Source organism: Christensenella tenuis, from assembly GCF_014287795.1.
GTDB lineage: Bacteria > Bacillota > Clostridia > Christensenellales > Christensenellaceae > Christensenella > Christensenella tenuis.
The window spans coordinates 100,713-119,084 of the sequence record NZ_JACOON010000007.1; the positions used below are offsets into that span (position 1 = coordinate 100,713).

At 49.4% G+C, this 18,372-nt stretch carries 17 protein-coding genes; 3 read left to right on the top strand and 14 right to left on the bottom strand.

What is annotated here, in order from left to right; genetic code table 11:
* Positions 1–69 precede the first annotated feature (69 nt).
* From H8S18_RS12835 to H8S18_RS12890, 12 genes are all read right to left on the bottom strand, one after another.
* Positions 70–759 carry an L-ribulose-5-phosphate 4-epimerase gene (locus H8S18_RS12835; RefSeq protein WP_186858674.1) on the bottom strand — a complete coding sequence of 230 codons (690 nt, stop codon included), beginning with the start codon at positions 757–759 and terminating at the stop codon, positions 70–72.
* The gene (locus H8S18_RS12840) at positions 760–2,262 is read right to left on the bottom strand and encodes an FGGY-family carbohydrate kinase (RefSeq protein ID WP_186858675.1); all 1,503 of its coding nucleotides are present in this window, start codon (positions 2,260–2,262) and stop codon (positions 760–762) included.
* 5 nt (positions 2,263–2,267) lie between these two features.
* On the bottom strand, positions 2,268–3,095 hold the full coding sequence (locus H8S18_RS12845) for an L-ribulose-5-phosphate 3-epimerase (protein ID WP_186858676.1): 828 nt from the start codon (positions 3,093–3,095) through the stop codon (positions 2,268–2,270).
* 70 nt (positions 3,096–3,165) lie between these two features.
* Positions 3,166–4,362 carry a hypothetical protein gene (locus tag H8S18_RS12850; protein WP_186858677.1) on the bottom strand — a complete coding sequence of 399 codons (1,197 nt, stop codon included), beginning with the start codon at positions 4,360–4,362 and terminating at the stop codon, positions 3,166–3,168.
* Between the two features lie 17 nt (positions 4,363–4,379).
* Positions 4,380–5,582 (bottom strand): cupin domain-containing protein, encoded by a 1,203-nt coding sequence (locus H8S18_RS12855; RefSeq protein ID WP_186858678.1) that lies wholly within the window; start codon positions 5,580–5,582, stop codon positions 4,380–4,382.
* 23 nt (positions 5,583–5,605) lie between these two features.
* Entirely contained in the window at positions 5,606–6,964 is a 1,359-nt protein-coding gene (locus H8S18_RS12860) for a uroporphyrinogen decarboxylase/cobalamine-independent methonine synthase family protein (protein ID WP_243165162.1), read from the bottom strand.
* A gap of 15 nt (positions 6,965–6,979) precedes the next feature.
* On the bottom strand, positions 6,980–7,954 hold the full coding sequence (locus tag H8S18_RS12865; RefSeq protein ID WP_186858679.1) for an ABC transporter permease: 975 nt from the start codon (positions 7,952–7,954) through the stop codon (positions 6,980–6,982).
* A 10-nt stretch (positions 7,955–7,964) separates the two neighbouring features.
* Entirely contained in the window at positions 7,965–8,960 is a 996-nt protein-coding gene (locus tag H8S18_RS12870; RefSeq protein ID WP_186858680.1) for an ABC transporter permease, read from the bottom strand.
* Positions 8,961–8,973: 13 nt separating this feature from the next.
* On the bottom strand, positions 8,974–10,458 hold the full coding sequence (locus H8S18_RS12875; RefSeq protein ID WP_330598775.1) for a sugar ABC transporter ATP-binding protein: 1,485 nt from the start codon (positions 10,456–10,458) through the stop codon (positions 8,974–8,976).
* 84 nt (positions 10,459–10,542) lie between these two features.
* Positions 10,543–11,577 carry a sugar ABC transporter substrate-binding protein gene (locus tag H8S18_RS12880; protein ID WP_186858681.1) on the bottom strand — a complete coding sequence of 345 codons (1,035 nt, stop codon included), beginning with the start codon at positions 11,575–11,577 and terminating at the stop codon, positions 10,543–10,545.
* A 54-nt stretch (positions 11,578–11,631) separates the two neighbouring features.
* Entirely contained in the window at positions 11,632–11,991 is a 360-nt protein-coding gene (locus H8S18_RS12885) for an L-rhamnose mutarotase (protein WP_186858682.1), read from the bottom strand.
* A 372-nt stretch (positions 11,992–12,363) separates the two neighbouring features.
* On the bottom strand, positions 12,364–13,497 hold the full coding sequence (locus tag H8S18_RS12890) for an MFS transporter (protein ID WP_330598784.1): 1,134 nt from the start codon (positions 13,495–13,497) through the stop codon (positions 12,364–12,366).
* A gap of 338 nt (positions 13,498–13,835) precedes the next feature.
* Between H8S18_RS12890 and H8S18_RS12895 the strand changes: the two genes are divergently transcribed.
* From H8S18_RS12895 to mutY, 3 genes are read left to right on the top strand one after another with little or no spacing between them, the layout of a single operon-like run.
* A complete protein-coding gene (locus tag H8S18_RS12895; protein WP_186858684.1) occupies positions 13,836–15,485 on the top strand; it encodes an AMP-dependent synthetase/ligase in 1,650 nt (549 codons plus the stop codon).
* A 9-nt stretch (positions 15,486–15,494) separates the two neighbouring features.
* Positions 15,495–15,728 carry an acyl carrier protein gene (locus H8S18_RS12900; RefSeq protein ID WP_186858685.1) on the top strand — a complete coding sequence of 78 codons (234 nt, stop codon included), beginning with the start codon at positions 15,495–15,497 and terminating at the stop codon, positions 15,726–15,728.
* Positions 15,712–16,812 (top strand): A/G-specific adenine glycosylase, encoded by a 1,101-nt coding sequence (gene mutY / locus H8S18_RS12905; protein WP_186858686.1) that lies wholly within the window; start codon positions 15,712–15,714, stop codon positions 16,810–16,812. Before H8S18_RS12900 ends, mutY begins: the two co-directional genes overlap by 17 nt.
* Before the next feature lie 37 nt (positions 16,813–16,849).
* On the opposite strand, the gene H8S18_RS12910 is transcribed toward mutY, so the two are convergent.
* Positions 16,850–17,716: a sugar phosphate isomerase/epimerase family protein gene (locus tag H8S18_RS12910; RefSeq protein WP_186858687.1), complete on the bottom strand. Its 867-nt coding sequence runs from the start codon at positions 17,714–17,716 to the stop codon at positions 16,850–16,852.
* Positions 17,703–18,362, bottom strand: coding sequence for a redox-sensing transcriptional repressor Rex (locus H8S18_RS12915; protein WP_186858688.1), 660 nt, complete (start codon positions 18,360–18,362; stop codon positions 17,703–17,705). The genes H8S18_RS12910 and H8S18_RS12915 overlap by 14 nt, the downstream gene beginning before the upstream one ends.
* Between the last annotated feature and the right edge of the window lie 10 nt (positions 18,363–18,372).

Sequence of the window (18,372 nt, forward strand, 5' to 3'; positions counted from 1 at the left end):
CAGGATTTCCTGCCAAAACGAATTTTTCTTTTTCCTCAATGCCCTGAAAAGCCTTTTTTTGCAGCGCAATCATTTCTGTCCATAATAAGCATTCTTGCCGTGCTTCCTGCAAAAATGTTTTTCGAGCAGTACATCCTGCATCACTTCCTTTTGGGGAGTAATCATTTTTGCTGCAAACGCCATCAGTGCAACCTCTTCCAACACCACCGAATTTTCCACGGAGCTGCCAGCATCCGCCCCCCATGCAAATGGGCCATGGCTATGTACAAGTACGGCAGGAACATCCTTGGGATCAATTTCCCGGAAGGTCTCGACTATCACTTTGCCTGTATTCCTTTCATATTCCGTACAAATTTCTTCTTTCGTCATCTCCCGCGTGCACAGCACCGGGCCATAAAAATAATCCGCGTGCGTTGTCCCCAGCGCCGGAAGGGATTCCCCTGCCTGCGCCCAGGCAGTCGCCCACCTGGAATGCGTGTGCGTTACCCCGCCGATTCCGTCAAACGCCCGATACAGCTCAAGGTGCGTTGCAAGGTCGGAAGACGGCTTCAGCCCCTTTTCAACGGCTTTTCCATCAAGATCCACGAGTACGATATCCTCCGCACGAAGCTTTTCATATTCTACGCCGGAGGGCTTGATGGCCACCACGCCATGCTCCCGGTCAATTTCCGATACATTTCCCCAGGTAAATGTCACCAGCGAATACTTCGGCAAAAGAAGATTTGCTTCCAGAACACGCTGCTTCAGCTCTTCAAACATTTACTGTTTTCCCCCTTCTGCCGTTAGTTTTCCAATGATTTCATTATACAGTTCATATTTCTTTTTGTAAATTCTCACCTTATCCGGGTCAGGCTGAAATACGCGGGAAACACGCACCATCTTCCCTACCGCCTCGTCAAGATCCCGGCAGGTGCCCACTGCAACCGATCCTGCAATTGCGCAGCCAAGGCCGCCAAGTTCATTTCCCTCGATTGTTTTGACCGGGATTCCCGAAATATCCGCAAACATCTGCGACCACACCGGGGATTTGGCCACGCCGCCCGCAAGCTTCAGATAGGCCGGCTGGCGGCGTCCTTCAAGCAGCCGGTCTATATGGTTCATATGGCAGAACGCCACGCCCTCGTATACCGCGCGCAGCACATGGCTTTTATCGTAGCTGTTTACAAGGCCGAAAAAGCAGGCGCGGTCAAGGCCGTCTACATTGGTCCCATACAGAAAGGGCAGAAAAACCGCTCCGCTTTTTTCCGGAGGAAGCCCGTCTACCATTGCGTTGATCTTATCGTAAACCGACACGCCGTTCCGCTTGCATTCTTCCAGGTCTTTTTCCATGAAATTGGCAATAATCCATTCCATGTTCCCCGCTGAGGCCGGACTACTTTCCTCGATCAGATAGCTTCCGGGTACGCAAAACAGGGAATTACGCACATTTCCTTTATGGTATTCGGACGATACATATTCATTGATGGCCCACGTTCCCGTGATGACGCAAATATCGTCGTCCTGATGCGCGCCCATGGCAATCGCGCACGCATCAATATCAAACATGCCGCCGCATACTGCCGTTCCTTCGGGAATCCCGGTCTCCCGGCTCGCTTTTTCTGTAACATGCCCGCAGACATCGCACGAATAGCGAATCGGCGGCAGCTTTTCATAGACTTCCCCGATCCCGTAAATCTCGAGCAATTCGCGTTCAAATTGCGATGTTTTAAGATTCATAAGGCAGGTCCCGGAGTAATCGGTAATCTCTGCATACGCCTCGCCTGTCAGCATAAAACGGATATAATCTTTTGCTTCAAAAATCCATTCCGTTTTTGCAAGCACCTCCGGATCATTTTCCTTAAGCCAGCGCAAAAGGGCGACGGGCTGGCATTCGATCACATTTTGCAGTACTTTTTCCTTCGCCCGCTCATTTGTTCCGTCTGCCATCCACCTGCGTATGATATCGTAGGCCCTATGGTCCGTAGACGCAATGGCATGATAGGCCGGCTGTCCATCCTTTCCCCACAGGTAAAGGCCTTTTCCATGGCCCGAGCAGCCCACCGCAAGAATATCCCGCGCATCGATTGCCGCGCCCTCGATGCAGCTTTTGATGGTCTTTGCCGTGATCTCCCATAATTCAGCCATATCCCGTTCGTTGTAGCCTTCCTCCGGCACGATCAACGGGGTCTTATTTGCCGCCGATGCAATCTCCCGGCCCGTTTCGTCGAACAGGACAGCCTTGGTCATCGTTCCGCCGTTATCCGCTCCCAAAAAATATTTCATTCTCTTTACCTCTCTAAATACCGGGCCAGAAAATCGTGGGAAAATGCAAGCGTATTTTCCCAATCCGGTTTCCCATCCCACCAAAACTCCGCTGTGAAAGACCGTACCCCCTGCCCCTTCAGGCAGCGCACCACCGTATCAAAATCTACAGCTCCCTCTCCAAAGCGCATATCCCGGAATACGCCCGGTACCGTCTCCTTGAGGTGGGCGGCAACGATATGGCCTTTTCCCGCACGCACATCCTGCGTTACATTTTCCGTGCCGTTCGATACGTTTCCCATATCGGGGTAGACTTGCAAGTAGGGCGATCCAACCTCCCGCACATAATACATGGCCTTCTCTATGGTATTCATAAAATTGTTTTCCATCGTTTCGAGCGCAAGGATCACCTCGTTTTTCGCAGCCAGCATCGCGCTCTTATAAAGATTTTCCAAAAAGCGCTCTTTTGTTCCCACGCTTGACGTTTCACCATAATATACGTCATATCCGGCAAGCTGAATGATCCGGATCCCAAGGTCGCGTGCAAAAAGGATCGCTTCTTCCATAATGCGCATCCCTTCGCGTTCCGTTTCGGGAATTCCGCTTCCAATGGGATATTTCCGATGTGCGGAAAGACACATGCTTTTGATGCATCCGCCGCTGTCTGCCATTCTCTTTAAAAATTCTTTTCGTCTTTCACTGTCCCAAGCCAAGCGGGAAAGGCGCTCGCCGCTTTCGTCCACGCTGATTTCGATAAAATCGAATCCGGCGCGGCGTGCTGCCGCGAAACGTTCCTCCCATGTGATATCCGCCGGCATAGATTTTTCATACAGCCCCAGGCAATACTCTTTCATAAGATCCTCCTGAAATTTTTCGAGCCCGGTCAATTCCGGCCGGGCCCGTCATTTATCAGCGTCCGTGCTCTTACTTTGCTTTCGGTACGCCTTCATAGGAAGGAAAATGTTTTAAAACAACCAGTGGTTCCGTTTCGCTCTCGTTTTTAAACAACACGCCCTTTTTCGCCGCGTCATGCGATACAAAAAACTCGTCTTCGGAAAGCTGCCCAAAACGAAGCATCGTTGAAACGGAACATTTCAGCTTGCCGATGCTTCCGTATCCCTGCGTGAAAATGCAACCGTAAGCTGAATCATCTTTTACTACCGCCTGTTTCCCGGGTTTTACAGTGAGTTCCTTGGCGGCAATATAATCGTTTCCGTAAACGATCCATTTCACAAGGTAATCATCCGTTTCCTCGATTATGATAGGCGGCCTGAAATAATGCTTCCTGTAATGTGCATCCACATTCTTTTCCCAATCCAGAAGGTCCATCACGTAGTCGAGGTCATCCATTTTGTCTTCCGGACAGTTTTCCGTAAGGAAGCTGTAGTCATAAATTTCGCCGTCTGTAATGTTTTCAAACACAGAATTTACGTCCGAATTCCACTGCGGTTCATAAGTGAGGTAAGAACCGGGCGCATGGATTACGCCCGGCGGCGTATACCATCCCGTTCCGAGTTCTACGCGGTAAGCACGTGAAAGCTCTGTGATACGGATATCCCGCTTCATATAATCTTTGAGGCGTTCCTTGACCTCTTCGCGCGTCACGTCGGGATCAAATCCAAAATAAGTATGCGGAAATTTTCCCGGATAATTGTTATACTGCGGCGGGAAATAGTACGCTTCCGGTTTACCGAGCTTGCCGACGCGCTTTGCCGCTTCAAAGTCAAGGTGCAGGTGATGGAAAAGCGGGCCTTCATAATCGAAAAACTTGGAATACATCGGCCACGTACCATGCTTTGCATAAAGGTCCGTTCCTATGAGCTCGTCCCGAAGTTCATCTACAAAATCCTTCAGTGCGATCTTTCCTTCGCTGCTTCCTGTAATATTGACATAACTGATGCCTTCGTCCGGCGCTGCATCGTCCCCATTCATCGGGCAGATGACAGATGAAAACCACCGCTCTTTGATAGAGCCCCGCTTGGTTCCGAGCGCATAATAATCATCCGGATGGAGGCGCAGCCGCCGCCCCGCGCTTCCAAACCGCCGCGGTACGAATACCGGAATAATATTGAGGATTCCCTCATTTTCTTCTAATTTTTTTCTAATTGTCGTACTGTCCATAATGTTGCCCTTTCCTCTTATTTTCTGAGTATGGCGGGCGTACCCGCAAAATGTTTGAGCATAACAATGGGATCCGCATCGGACGGATTGAAAATCGTTACGCCCTCCCGCGCCTTTTTGGCGGACACGAAGAACTCATCATTGGTTTGTTCCCCATAGCGGATAAGCGCAGGGGTTTCGATGTCAAATCCGTCAAGCGTCCCATGCCCTTGCAGCATAATAAAGCCGTAGGCATGATCGTCCCTGATGGTAACGGCCGTTCTTGGTAAAACGATTAACCGTTTTGCATACACCTGCGGGCACCGATAGCAAATCCATTCTTCGTAATATCCCGCATCCTTCATTTCCTCTTCCGGATACACCGGGATGGGCCGCATCATCCGGTTTTCGGCAAAATGTTCATCCACATTGAGATCCCAATCGATTACATCCACAAGATAATCGAAATCGCCCAGTTTATCCTGCGGGCAATTTTTCCACAGCAAGTCTTCCGAAACGGTATGCCCGTAATACAGCACCGACTGGTACATCGCGTATACGTCCGAAGCAAATTGCGGTTCATAGGTACACAGGCTGCCCGGCGCATGCAGGACTCCGGGCGGCACGTCCCATCCGGTATCGAGCGTAAGTTTATATGCCGTCGAAAGATCCAGGAGCTTGTTGTCGCCTTTTGTGAAATTCATAAGGCATTCCTTCACCTGTTCTTTTGTGGTGCCCGGTTTAAACCCAAAGAAAGTAAAGGGGAATTCCCCGCCGTAATTGTTGAGCTGTGACGGGAAAAAATACATCTCCGGTTTTCCCTCACAGCCGACGAGTTTTGCATGTTCGTCACGGTGATGTACATGGTGGGGCAGCGGTCCCATGTTGTCGAAAAATTTGGAGAACATCGGCCATTTTCCGTACTGGTTATAAATCTCTTCCCCGATCAGCTCCGCTTTTAATTCTTCCACAAATTCTGCAAGCAGCGCTTTTTCTTTCCCATCCCTGCTTACCGCATAACTCATGCCTTCGTCTTCCGGCGTCTTTGGCCCGTTTTCCGCGTGTGTTGTGGAGGCAAACCAGCGTTCGTCGATTCCCCCGCGTTCAAGGCCCAGCTTGTAGGCATCGTCCGGGTGAAGCTTGATACGCATTCCCGGCCTGCAAAACGCGCGCGGCACCCAGGTAGGCGTTAACCGGAGCACACCGCCGCCTTCGTCGAATATCCTGTTTACTGTATTCATCGTTGATCCTCTTTTCCGTCAGATTATAAATTGCCGATTTCTTCCCTGCAAATTTCCACCCACCGGGAAGCATTGCGCGGATTATTCCCAAGCGTATTATTGTCTTTCATGATTAGTTCGGGTATGCAGTCCCTGGAACAATCAAGCGCCCTTTTAATGGTTCCGCGCACTTCATCTTCATCCAGCACAGGCATCGCAAGCGGCGACGGTATGGGCTTAAAGGAGGCGATATACCGGTCTCCAAGGTATTCCGGTACTTTCTCCCACTCGGCCCACGCCGAAATCGATACGCGGCGCAGGTTCGGAATCTGCCTGACATATTGCCAGCGCGTCGTTGTGGATTCACAGCATCCAAAGCAGTTAAGACCGAAGCGCGCGGCGATTTCTTTGTGATAGGGGAAAATAAATTCCCCATACATTTCCGCGCTGACTGTTGAGGTCTCCTGACTTTCCTCAAAGCCCCACATATCCTGTGTTGTAATCTTTTCGGGGGCGTTTGCCCAATTTGGCAGCTCATCCGTATATCCGAGGCCTCCGGAGCCGACGTATGCTCCTTCAGTGTTGAGGGCAAGCAGGCCTTCTTCCTCGAAACGGTCGAGTTTCTTCATGATTCCATCCGTCATCAGGCGCATCGTTTTGTGCATATAATCCGGCTCTAAAATAAAGTCACAGAGGAAATTCTCAAGGCCGCGAAGCATGATATAATCGACTGTCATGCCCATAGACCACCACCACACCGGGCGGCGGCGTACTGTGAGTATCCCATCAAACACCTCATGCGCGAGGGCAAGCACCCGATCGGATTCTTCCCAGTCAATCTCTATTTCCGGATAATGGATTTTAGGGAAATCCTTTTCATAATCCTGCAGGGGAGCGACAATTTTATATGCTCCCGCATTTTCACCGCCTTCTTTTTTGAGGTCAAGGCCCCATCCGTTGTCAGTAAATGAATAATGCACGTCAAAATACGGCTCTATGACCTTATCGTCCTTCAAATGTTCATGCCAGTAGATCAGCTTTAAAAGGTGCATCTCCCATACGCGTGCCATATTGTCATGACACTGGAGTTCTTTTGTTGTCACCAGCTCATTCCATCCATTTTCCGGATCGATAAACACTACCGGCTGTTTGGTTTTGAGATCGTTGTGCGCGGTCCAGAGCTTTATCTTTTCTTTCTGGATAGGCAGGGCCGCAATCTCCGCCACACGCGACCCCAGCGCACGCAGACGTTCTATTTCATCCGCGTCAAATGCGAACTTTGTCCCCATTGCCTTAATGGGCGGGAATCCTGTTGAAAGATGTTCCTTCGCCGGATCCCACGTTGAGGCGCCGCTGTTGGCGGCAGAGAGGACGCTGCTGACTTTCGTATCCTTATCGCTCATACTATTTTCCTTTCCTTATTCCGGATTTCCCACAGTAACCGGTTCTTCGTCGCTGCCTTTTTTACGCGAGGGAAGCGCGTCCATAATGACTACCACAACTACGATTGCGCCCTGAATCAGCTGCTGCATATAGGTATACACATTGATATATGTGAATATCTGGAGCAGCATGCCAATAAACAGCATGCCGAGCAGTGTGCGCACGGCGCTTCCCCGGCCGCCCGCAAGGCTCGTCCCGCCCAGAACTGCCGCTGAAACGACATACAAGGCGACGTCGGAACCATAGAGCGGCGAACCTGCCTGCAGTCTGCAGGTGAGCAGTGTGCCCGCAAGAGCCGCCGCGCCGCCGAGAATAGCAAACAGGCTGAACTTGATAAACCGGACATTAATGCCTGCATACTGCGCTACGTCGTAATTTCCCCCCGTTGCAAACACATTCCTGCCATATTTTGTTTTACGCAGGACGAGCTCTGTCAAGATCACGCAGCCAAAGAAAATCATAACTGTGACCGTAATGCCTCCCACATTTCCCATGGCAAGCTGGCGTGCGCTCTCGTTGACGGCCGGCATGGGCATGCCGTCGCAAAACGTCAGCATGATCCCCTTGATTGCAATCATGGTTGCAAGTGTCACAATAAAGGCGTTAATTTTGGTGATTGCCACAAAGAAGCCGTTGATACAGCCGATTCCCACACCGATCAGCGTCACGACGACGATCGTAAGCGGCAACCCGAGCGTTGGGAGCATCGCCGCAAACAAAAGCGTTGCGAGCGGCAGAATCGAGCTCACCGAAAGGTCGAATTCCCCGCCGATGATGGCAATGGTCATGGCACATGCCACAATTCCATAAATTGCCACCTGCGTCAGCAGCCCCGTAAGCGTGCTGTAGGCAAAGTAGTTGGGCGCGGCAAACGCCATAAAGACCAGCAATATCCCGATGCCGATTACTACAATATTTTTTCTGCAAAACTGCGAAATTTTTTCTTTCATACCATCCACCTCATACCGTGCGGGCTAGCATCTCGTTTTCGACGCGAATGCTCCGCTTGTCCATCAGCACTGCGACCATGATGATAATACCCTTCACGATCATCTGCTGATAGGAAGAAACGCCCATGACGTTGAGCGCATTTGTCAGGATGCCGAACATCAACACACCGATAACCGTCTTTGCCGCGCTGCCCGAACCTCCGCCCATGCGGGTGCCGCCCAAAACGACTGCCGCAATGGCATCGAGTTCGTATCCTTCTCCCTGGATAGGCGATGCGCTGGAAACACGCGAACACAGCATGACAGCACCAAGCGCGGTAAACAACCCTGCTACCGTATAGACCAGCACGCGGAATTTTTTCACTTTAATGCCCGAAAGATGCGTCGCCTCGTCGTTGATCCCGAGGCAATAATTGATGCGCCCGAACGTCGTTTTACGCAGCACAAATTGTGCGGCGATAACGGCAACCACAAAGATTACCACCGTGATGGGAACAATGCCCCATGAGCCCTGCCCGATTTCCTTAAAATCCGCAAAGGCTGCCGCATTTACGTTTGCACCATTGGTCACGGTAAGGGCCAGCGAACCAAGCGCCGTCGCCATGCCGAACGTAATGATGAAGGCGCTGCCCATCGTCCCGCCGGTAAGGGTAATGAAAATCCCGTTCAGTGTTCCGCATACCACGCCGACCGCAAGCGCAATCAGGATGGCAAGCGGCGTTCCCACGAGCGGAATCATGATAACGCATACCACGCCGCACAAAGACAAAATAGAACCCATGGAAAGGTCGACGCCGCCGGAGATAATGACAAACGTCATGCCGATGGCCAGCATTCCCGTTGCCGAAACCTGTTTTAAAATATTCAGGATATTCTGCCCTGTCAGGAATGCAGGGGAAATGATTCCCGCTACAATAATGATAGCCGCCAAAACGAACAGAATACCGTATTTGCTGATAATGAGGTCAAATTTCCCTCTTTTTTTGGAAACTGTTTTTTCTCCCACTGTTAAAGCCCCCTTAATTGATCGCGTGTTTTAACACGTTTTCAGGAGTAATCTCCTCCCCGTTCAGTTCCGCGCAGATCTTTCCGTCATGCATTACCATGATCCTGTCGCTCATAGCGATAATCTCATTCATTTCGGAAGAAATCAGGATAATTGATTTTCCCTGCGCCACGAGCTCGTTCATAAGCATGTAAATTTCATACTTGGCGCCCACATCGATACCGCGCGTTGGTTCGTCGAGTATAAAGATATCCGCGTCGGAAAACAGCCATTTTGCGATGACAACCTTTTGTTGGTTGCCGCCGGACAGGAAATATACGCGCTGTGTCACCGACGGGGCCTTAATTTTCAAAGAATCAAAATATCCCTTTGCGACATCCTTTTCCTTTTTCTTATTGATAAGATTTCCTTTGGACATTACTTTCTTGAGCTTTACAAGGCTGATATTTTCGGTGATGGGAAGCTCGAGGAGCAGCCCCTGCTTTTTGCGGTCTTCAGGGAGCAGGGCAATTCCCTCTCCTTTGGCCTCCATTGGGCTTTTTATATGGACCTGCTTTCCGTTGAGTTCAATGCTGCCCGCTGTCATTTGATCCGCTCCAAACAAAAGCCGCATCGTCTCTGTACGTCCCGCCCCAACGAGGCCTGCAAATCCGAGGATTTCACCGCGGCGCAATTCAAAGGAAACGTCCTGCACCCTGTCTCCGCGCCTGAGCCCTTTCGCCCGGAGGATGACATCCCCGATTTTTTTCTCCCTCTTCGGGAATTCCTGATCGAGTTTTCGTCCAACCATCATTTCAATAATTTGTTCCTTGTTTAAGTCTTCCACATTCCCCGTATCGATGATCTTCCCGTCGCGGAGAACGGTCACTTTATCGCATATCTGAAAAATCTCTTCCAGCCGGTGAGAGATATAAATTACCGTGATTCCTCTTTTCTTTAAGTCTTCCACGATGTCAAACAGTTTTTTCAGCTCATTATCCGTAAGTACGGCGGACGGTTCATCCATGATGATAATCTTCGCATCAAACGACATTGCTTTCGCAATCTCCGTCATCTGCATCTGTGCAACGCTCAGGGTTTCGACGGCTGCGCGTGGGTCGAGGTCATAATTCAATGATTTCAGCAGCTTTTCCGCCTCTTTGTAGATGCTTTTCCAATCGATCATTTTTTTCTTTCCGCCAAGCCTTCCGATAAAAATATTTTCGGCAACGCTCAGGGTATCTACCAGATTGAATTCCTGAAAAATAATGGATACGCCGTTTCTCTGGGCGTCCAGCGGGTTTTTGATGGAAACTTTTTTTCCACTGATGTAAATTTCCCCTTGGTCAGCGGAATAAACACCGTTTATAATTTTCATGAGTGTGGATTTTCCTGCGCCATTTTCGCCAACAAGCGCATGGACTTCTCCTTCCCCTACGGAAAAAGTCACATCGTCAAGAGCCATAACCCCCGGAAAACTTTTACTAATATGTTTCATTTCGAGCGCCGTGTTTGCCACTTTAAGCCCTCCCTTTCCTTTTTGGGGAGCGCATCCGCGCCCCCCAAAACCATTCTCAGATTATCCTTTGACCATTTTTGAGGACTATTCATTATAGCCGTGGTCGATTTCCTCACAGTTTTCTTTTGTTACAGGCAGGCATTCCGTCATGTACCATTCTTCAACTTCCTTGCCGTTGATTACGTCCATAGCCACATCGAGGGCCGTCACACCTTCCCAAGAAGGAGACTGTGTGCAGGTTCCGAACAATTCCCCGGCGAGCAGCGCTTCCTTGGATGCATCGCCCATATATCCGAGGCCGAATACTTTGATCTGATCCATTTTACCGGCAGCCTTGATTGCCTCGATTGCGCCAAGTGCCATAGTGTCATCCTGTGCGTAGATGATAGAAAGATCGGGGTACGCAGTGATAAGGTCGTCTGTTGCAGACATTGCTTTCGCTTTATCCCACTCGCAGATTTTCTGGTCCACGATTTCAATGTTGGAACCCTCGACCGCTTTCTTGAAGCCTTCCGTCCTGTAGATCTGTGCCTCCTGGCCAGCTACGCCTTCAAGGATCGCGCATTTTCCCCCATCCGGAATCTGCTCCACGGCCAGCTTTCCGACGACTTCACCTTCATATCCCGGATCGCAGCAAATAAGGGAATCCGTAAGCGGTTCTACTGAAGCATCCACGCGGGAGTTACAAATAATCAGCGGAATTTCCGCATCCGTAATCGCCTGTACGATGGAAACCGATCCAGCCATATCTACCGGCGTCAGGATGATCGCATCGATATCGCCCTGGTCAATCAGGGACAGTGCCTGATCGTACATTACCTGGTTGTCCATTTTTCCATCCAGAATTTGCAGGTCAACGCCCAGCTCCTTTGCATGATCCGTCATCGCCGTATCGAGATAGCCAAAATACGGTGCGGTCAGCAGGCCGTTCAGATAGACAATTTTTGTCGTTCCCTCTGCAGCAGGCTCGCTGCTTTCCTCTTCCGCCGGAGCCGCGGCCGAAGAAGATTCTTCCGCTGGGGCAGCGCTGTCACTGGGCTCCGCTGCCGGAGCCGCGCACGATGCAAGAATCGCAACCGACATCAGGACACAAAGTACAACCACTAACATTTTTTTCATTACTTTTTCCTCCGATTCTATTTTTCTCCCTATTCCAGGGAAATTTTAAACCCTTTAATGTTCTTCGAATTTTCCGGCAAGCTGTTGGTTGAGGTCGAAAACTTTACGCAGTCCGTCCGCATTGTCCACCGCTTTTCCAGTTTCATCAGCGAAGGGGGAAACGGCGATGAAATCCGCCACAAATTCCAGCCATTTTTTCCCCACTTCGCTTCTTCCGAATTTTTCAAGGTAAATTTCCATATCTTCGCACTCTACAAACACAAGCGCTTTATTATCCAAAATAAAAATCGTTTCTTCTTTTGTCCCGGCATCCTTCAGGCAATGCAGGAGTTCATCCCACGGGTTTAGGTGGGCATCAATATATTCCTGCAGCCTTTCCGGCTTTATCTCGTTGACCATACAATATTTTTTCATTCCCCTTTGCCCCGCCATCCGCGGGGCGCTCCTTTCCAAAATTGTGAACTTTCGTTCTTTTTTAGACCGTTTTTCTTGCAAGTAAAACGTTTAATTAATGGCGGCATATTTCCTGAAACCTAAAAATGCACTGCCATAAAATCCATTTTCTTTTGCTTTTACTGAAATTTTCGCTAAAATTATGCTAAAAATTGCTGTGTAGGCCGTCCGTTTCCGTCTAACAATATGCCAGTGGCGATGGCAATTTTGAGTTTAATTGTTAAACGTTTAACTTCTATCCGAAAAACTCTTGTTTATGCATTTAATAATATCATCTGAATTTATTTTGTCAATAGTCTTTTTTAGAATTTTCTAAATTTTTTATTTCCGGATTTAATCCATCATGCGTTTGCGCCCTGCGGAAAGCGCTAATATAAGCCCAGCCGCGGCGAGTCCTGCAATAACGAGAAACCCTGCCTCATAAGAAAATTTATCAGCGAAAATTCCCAGCAGCACTGGTCCCAGGGCCGATCCTATACTATACAGCGCCTGGTAGAGCCCCATACCCGCAGCTTTTTGATTGGGCTTTAGGTGGCGTACTGCGTTTGCCATAAAAATAGCCGTAAGCGAAGCATAGCCAAGACCTCCGATGAATTGCACGGCCATAAGCAGCGGAATGCTGTGGATAAACGGAACCGCAGCCGCATATCCGCCGAGAATCAGAAAGCCAACCACCGTCATGCGCGTATTGCCAAGCTTTATTCCCGCCTTCGTGGTGATGAAGATTGAACCCAAGACGGACGCCGCAATAAACAGGGCGCTCGCTATCCCAGTTTCTATGCCATTGGCCCCAATATCCTGCGCGATTTTTGGGGTAAAAGAAAATGCCGTCGCAAATACGATGGCTTTCACAAGAATACATAAAACAGAAGAAAGCAAAAGCTCCTTGTTTTTGATAATTACAAGCAAATCGTCTTTTTTGATCGTTACTTTTTTTGCCGGGGCTTCTTTTACGAAAAGCGAGGCGATTACGCCCGCGGCCCCAATGAGAAAGCTCACCAGAAACAGGGAGCGCATTCCTGACTTTTGGTACAAAAAGCCGCCGGTCAGAAACGCGGCAAAAATTCCCGCTTCTACTACGGCGCCGATTGTCCCCATGGCGCGGCTCGTTTCATTTTTTCCATAGTATTTTGCGTATAATACCGTAAATGCAACATACATCGTGCTCGAAAACCCGGAGACTATATTGCCGACAAACAGCATGATTGGATTGGGAAAGAAATACATTAGAACAGCGGCAAGCGCGGCAAACAGCATGCCCAGTATAATAAACGGTTTTTGTCTTCCCAGCGTATCCGATTTTATGCCTACCGGGAAACGAAGCACAAGCTGCGTAAAGGAATGCATACCAAAAATAATCCCCGCAATCGTCGCCGATACGCCAAGCGAAATCAAGAACGGCGTGAGGAATGGAATATATAAATATAAAGAAAACCAGAAAACACCGGTCACGACGAGCAATTGCACTTTCTTCAATCGGCCGTCCTCCTTTGAAGTATAAAATACCCGGTTTTCCGCGCTCCATAACACGCATAACCTATTTTTAATGAAACCGCATATGTGTTTTCACCAGCCTTATATTCACAAAATCCGCTTTACCTGCTATAATAATTTAAATAAATCAATAAATACCGGTGCATAGAATGCACCAACGTTGTATGCGGTGTGAAAGCGGGTTTACCGGAAAGCGCGGCCGTCGGCCGCCTGTATTTTCCGGTAAATATTTTCCGCTCTGCCATTCGGTTGCAAAGTATGCGCCGCGAAATTACAACAGCCTGTTAAAGAACAAACGAAGGAGAGACGTTTTGAAGCCCTATCCTTATTACGAAACACGTCCGGTGGCTACCTTAAAGGACGTCATTACCTGGCCTGTGCGGCGAACGCCTGAAAAGGACGCATTCCGCGTCCGCATCGACCGCAAACATTATAAAGGAATTTCCTGGAAACAGTTTGAAGACGACGTGAACGCCCTTGGTACGGCGCTCCTTGCCCGCGGACTTGGGAACGCGCACATTGGCGTAATCGGCGAAAACTCTTACGAATGGGTGCTCGTTTACATGACGGTATTGTGCGGCGCAGGGGTAATCGTTCCCCTTGACCGCGACCTTCCGTCCGAAAAACTCGCGGAGCAAATGCAGTTCGCGGACGCAAAGGCGGTGTTCTTTTCCAAAACGTACGAACCGATGATGCGGGAGCTTTCCGCTTCCCTTTCCGGAATGGAACTCTTTTCAAACATGAACGGAGCCGAGACCTTTGGCGCAACGCTTCATACTTTGCTCGAGGAAGGGCGCGCCCTGCTCGCAAAGGGAGATCGCGCATATTTGGATGCGCAACCGGATATTGAAAAGATGGCAGCGATTCTGTTCACCTCCGGAACTTCCGGGACCAGCAAAGCGGTCATGCTTTCGCAGAAAAACCTGATTACAAGCTTTGACTGCGCCTGTAAGCATATTAGCTATACGGGAGACGACGTTATGCTTTCCGTGCTGCCCCTGCACCATGCCTATGAAAGCAACTGCGGCATCCTGGCGATGCTCCACACAAGCACAGTCGTTTGCTTCAATGAAAACCTAAAATATTTTTTTGATAACCTGAAATTGTTCAGGCCCACAGGTATGTCGCTCGTTCCCATGTTTGCCGAGACGATGTATAAGCAAGTCCTCGAAGGCGCAAAACGGGCAGGAAAATACAAAAAACTGATGTTTGGACGCAGACTCAGCCACTTCATGCGAAAGCTGGGCCTCGGCGTCCCCCGCAAATTATTCCGCGATGTATACGAGCCATTCGGCGGACGGTTCAAAAAAGCCTTTGTGGGCGGCGCGGCACTTGACCCGCAGATCACGGCATTTTTCCGCGATCTTGGCATCGTGATGCTGCAGGGGTACGGAATTACGGAATGCTCCCCTCTGGTTGCGGTAAACCGCGAAAAGTATTATAATGATTCTTCGGTAGGCCCCGTCCTTCCCTGCTGCGACGTAAAAATCGACAACGGGGAAATCCTGGTCAGGGGCGACAACGTGATGCTCGGCTATTATAAGAATGTCGCGGCAACACAAGAGGCGCTTTCGGACGGTTGGTTCCATACCGGCGACCTTGGATACCTGGATGAAAAAGGGTTCCTGCACATCACCGGGCGTAAGAAGAACCTTATTATTTTAAGCAACGGCGAAAATATCAGCCCCGAAGAGCTTGAGACGCACCTTATGCGTATCCCGTATGTAAAAGAAGCCGTGGTTTATGAAAGCAAGGGCGTGATTACCGCCGAGATATTTCCCGATGCGGACGCTGCACAGGGCGAAGGTATCGCGGATGCGGAGGTTTTCCTGCGCGGGAAAGTCAACGAACTGAACGCGCGCCTGCCCCAATATAAACAGATACAGGCGGTCAGATTCCGCAATGCGGAGTTTGAGAAAACAACCACAAAAAAAATCAAACGGTTTGTATTAAATAAGTGAGGAATCCTAATGTTTGAAAAAATTGTCGCAATCCTGCAGGAATATTCGGGGGTAGATAAGAGCCTTATCGTCCCGGATGCACGGCTCACCGTAGATCTGGGCCTTAATTCCCTTGACGTAATTAATATTGTAGTGGCATTCGAAGATGAATTTGGCGTAGAAATTTCAAACGACGACCTGCGCACTTTCCAGTGCGTCTCTGATATAGAGGAATATTTGGAGCAACATGCCACAATATACTGAACAAAGGGATGGCCTCCCTGGAATTCCCGGTCCTCTGCTCCAGTGGTACGGGAAAAATGCACGCATCCTCCCTTGGAGGGACGTTCCCACTCCATACCGTGTGTGGATTTCCGAAATCATGCTTCAACAGACGCGCGTTACGGCGGTGATGCCGTATTACGAGCGTTTTTTGCATGCACTTCCAAACCCTGCGGCACTTGCTTCCGTGCCGGATGAAGAACTCATGAAGCTATGGGAAGGGCTCGGTTATTATAACCGGGCGCGCAACCTGAAAAAGGCCGCTCAAATCATTGTAAATGAATTCGGCGGAGATCTTCCGTCTTCTTTTGACGCTCTCCTGTCCCTGCCCGGGATCGGCAGCTACACCGCCGGCGCGATTGCCTCCATCGCTTTTGGCATTCCCGTACCCGCTGTAGATGGAAATGTTCTGCGTGTCATTTCCCGCGTTTGTGCAAGTTATGACAACATTTCAGACGCCAAGGTCAAGCAACGGATGGAGCAGGAGCTTACCGGAGTTATGCCGCGCGATTGCGCAGGAGATTTCAACCAAGCCCTGATGGAACTTGGCGCAACGGTCTGCCTGCCGAACGGCGGGCCTTTATGCGCACAATGCCCGCTTGCGGCATTGTGCAAGGCGCACCTTAATGGGCTGACAAACGCCATTCCTGTCAAGACCGCAAAAAAGAAGCGGCGGATCGAGGCGCGGACAGTGTTTGTCATTTTAAATAAAAGCAGGGTTGCGCTCAAAAAGCGCAAAGATACAGGCTTACTTGCCGACTTATGGGAATTTCCCAACACAGACGGCGCGCTTTCTCCCGCAGAGGCGGAAAATTATCTCCGGCAAAATGGTATAGAGCCGTTGGGGCTTGCGCCGCTTGCACCCGCCAAACATATTTTTACACACGTCGAGTGGCACATGACAGGGTATTTGGCAACAACCGCGCGGCAAGGCGGACAGTTTACGTGGAGCACCCGCAGCGGCCTAGAAAAAGAGTATGCGCTTCCCTCGGCGTTCCGGGTCTACAGTAAAGCTGCAATGCACAATCTAAAAATCCCGAGAACTGATTCCCCCGGAGTTTTTTGAGGTTCCAACCATCCGAAGCCGGCCGCAATCGTGTTTTCTACGCACAGTCCCACGCTTGCCGTATAAAAGCAAGCGAACGCCGCGCCGCTTCGTCAAAATCTATGCCCGGCATAACATCACGCCAAATCGAACAGGCATCGCCAATTTCTCCGCCTTTTTGCACAAGTGGTTCAAGAGTCAGTTTCCCCTGATAACCAATCTTTTTCAGCGCACCAAAAATTTCCGTCCACGGCAGGAAGCCGTATCCCGGCGGACGGCGGTTATTTTCTCCAAGATGCATATAGCCGACATACTCCCCCGCTTCGAGAATCGCTTCCGCAAAACCATTTTCTTCTATATTCATGTGGTACGTATCGAATTGTATTTTTACGTTTTTGCTTCCGACAGCTTTTAGATAGTCCAGCGCTTCCCGTCCGGTATTGAGCATAAAATGTTCATAACGATTCACAAGTTCGAGGCATATTTCAATTCCGCGTTCTTCTGCATAGGGCGCCAGACATTTCATACATTCCACAGACCGCTCTGTGTGCGCTTCCTTGCTGTCTACGATTTTTGAATTCCAGATGCCGTTCACAATTCCGCAGGCCGTTTTTGCTCCAAGCTCCGCAGCGATATCAAAATATCCTTTTAAATATTCTATGCCCGCTTTGCGCACATCCGCGTCCGGCGAAGATATATCGTATTCTTCCGGCGGATCGGATGCAAGTACAAATTCTACCCCCAGTTCCTCTCCTGTTTTCTTCAAAGCGTCGCGTTCCTGTAGGGTCATCTTCCGTACAGATTCCGCTACAAGCTCTATTACTTCAAAGCCGATCTCCGCAATTTTTCTTGTAAGCGCCACATAATCCGCGTCAAAATCACGCGTCCAAAATCCATAGAAAATTCCTGCTTTATTCTTCATCATCCCGCTCTCCCGCCCCTTTATGGGCTCCCTTATAGGAAAGCATCATCAGATTATCGTCAATATGCACATTTTCAATAAAGACATCTCTTTCAAACTCAAAAAAAACCGGATTGAAATTCAGGAACATCGTCACCCCATATTCGCTGATTTTTCGCGCAATCTCGCTCGTTCCTTCTGTAGGCAAGGCTAAAATTGCCGCAACAATATTTTCTGCTTTGATATATTCTTCAAGCCATTCCATATCGCAAACCTTAATCCCGTTGATTACCGCGCCAGCCAGCCTAGGATTGATATCGAAAAACGCTTTGATTTCAAATCCACAGTTTTTCAGTTCATCATAGTTACTAAGCGACTGTCCCAGATTGCCCGCGCCGATAATAATTGTGTTTTTCTTTGTTTTCAAATCAAGCAATTCGGTAATCTGCTCCAGGATCGCCGATACATTGTATCCTACGCCGTGATACCCATTATATAAAAAACGATTGAAGTCCTGCCTCACCTGCGAAGGCGATATCCCCATTAACGACGCCAGTTCATTCGACGAAATATATTCTTTGCCGAACTGCTTTTGCTCATTTAAATACCTATAATATCTGGGGAGTTTCCTGATCAGGTGCTTTGGATAATCCCTGTATTGTCCCGACATACAAAACAGT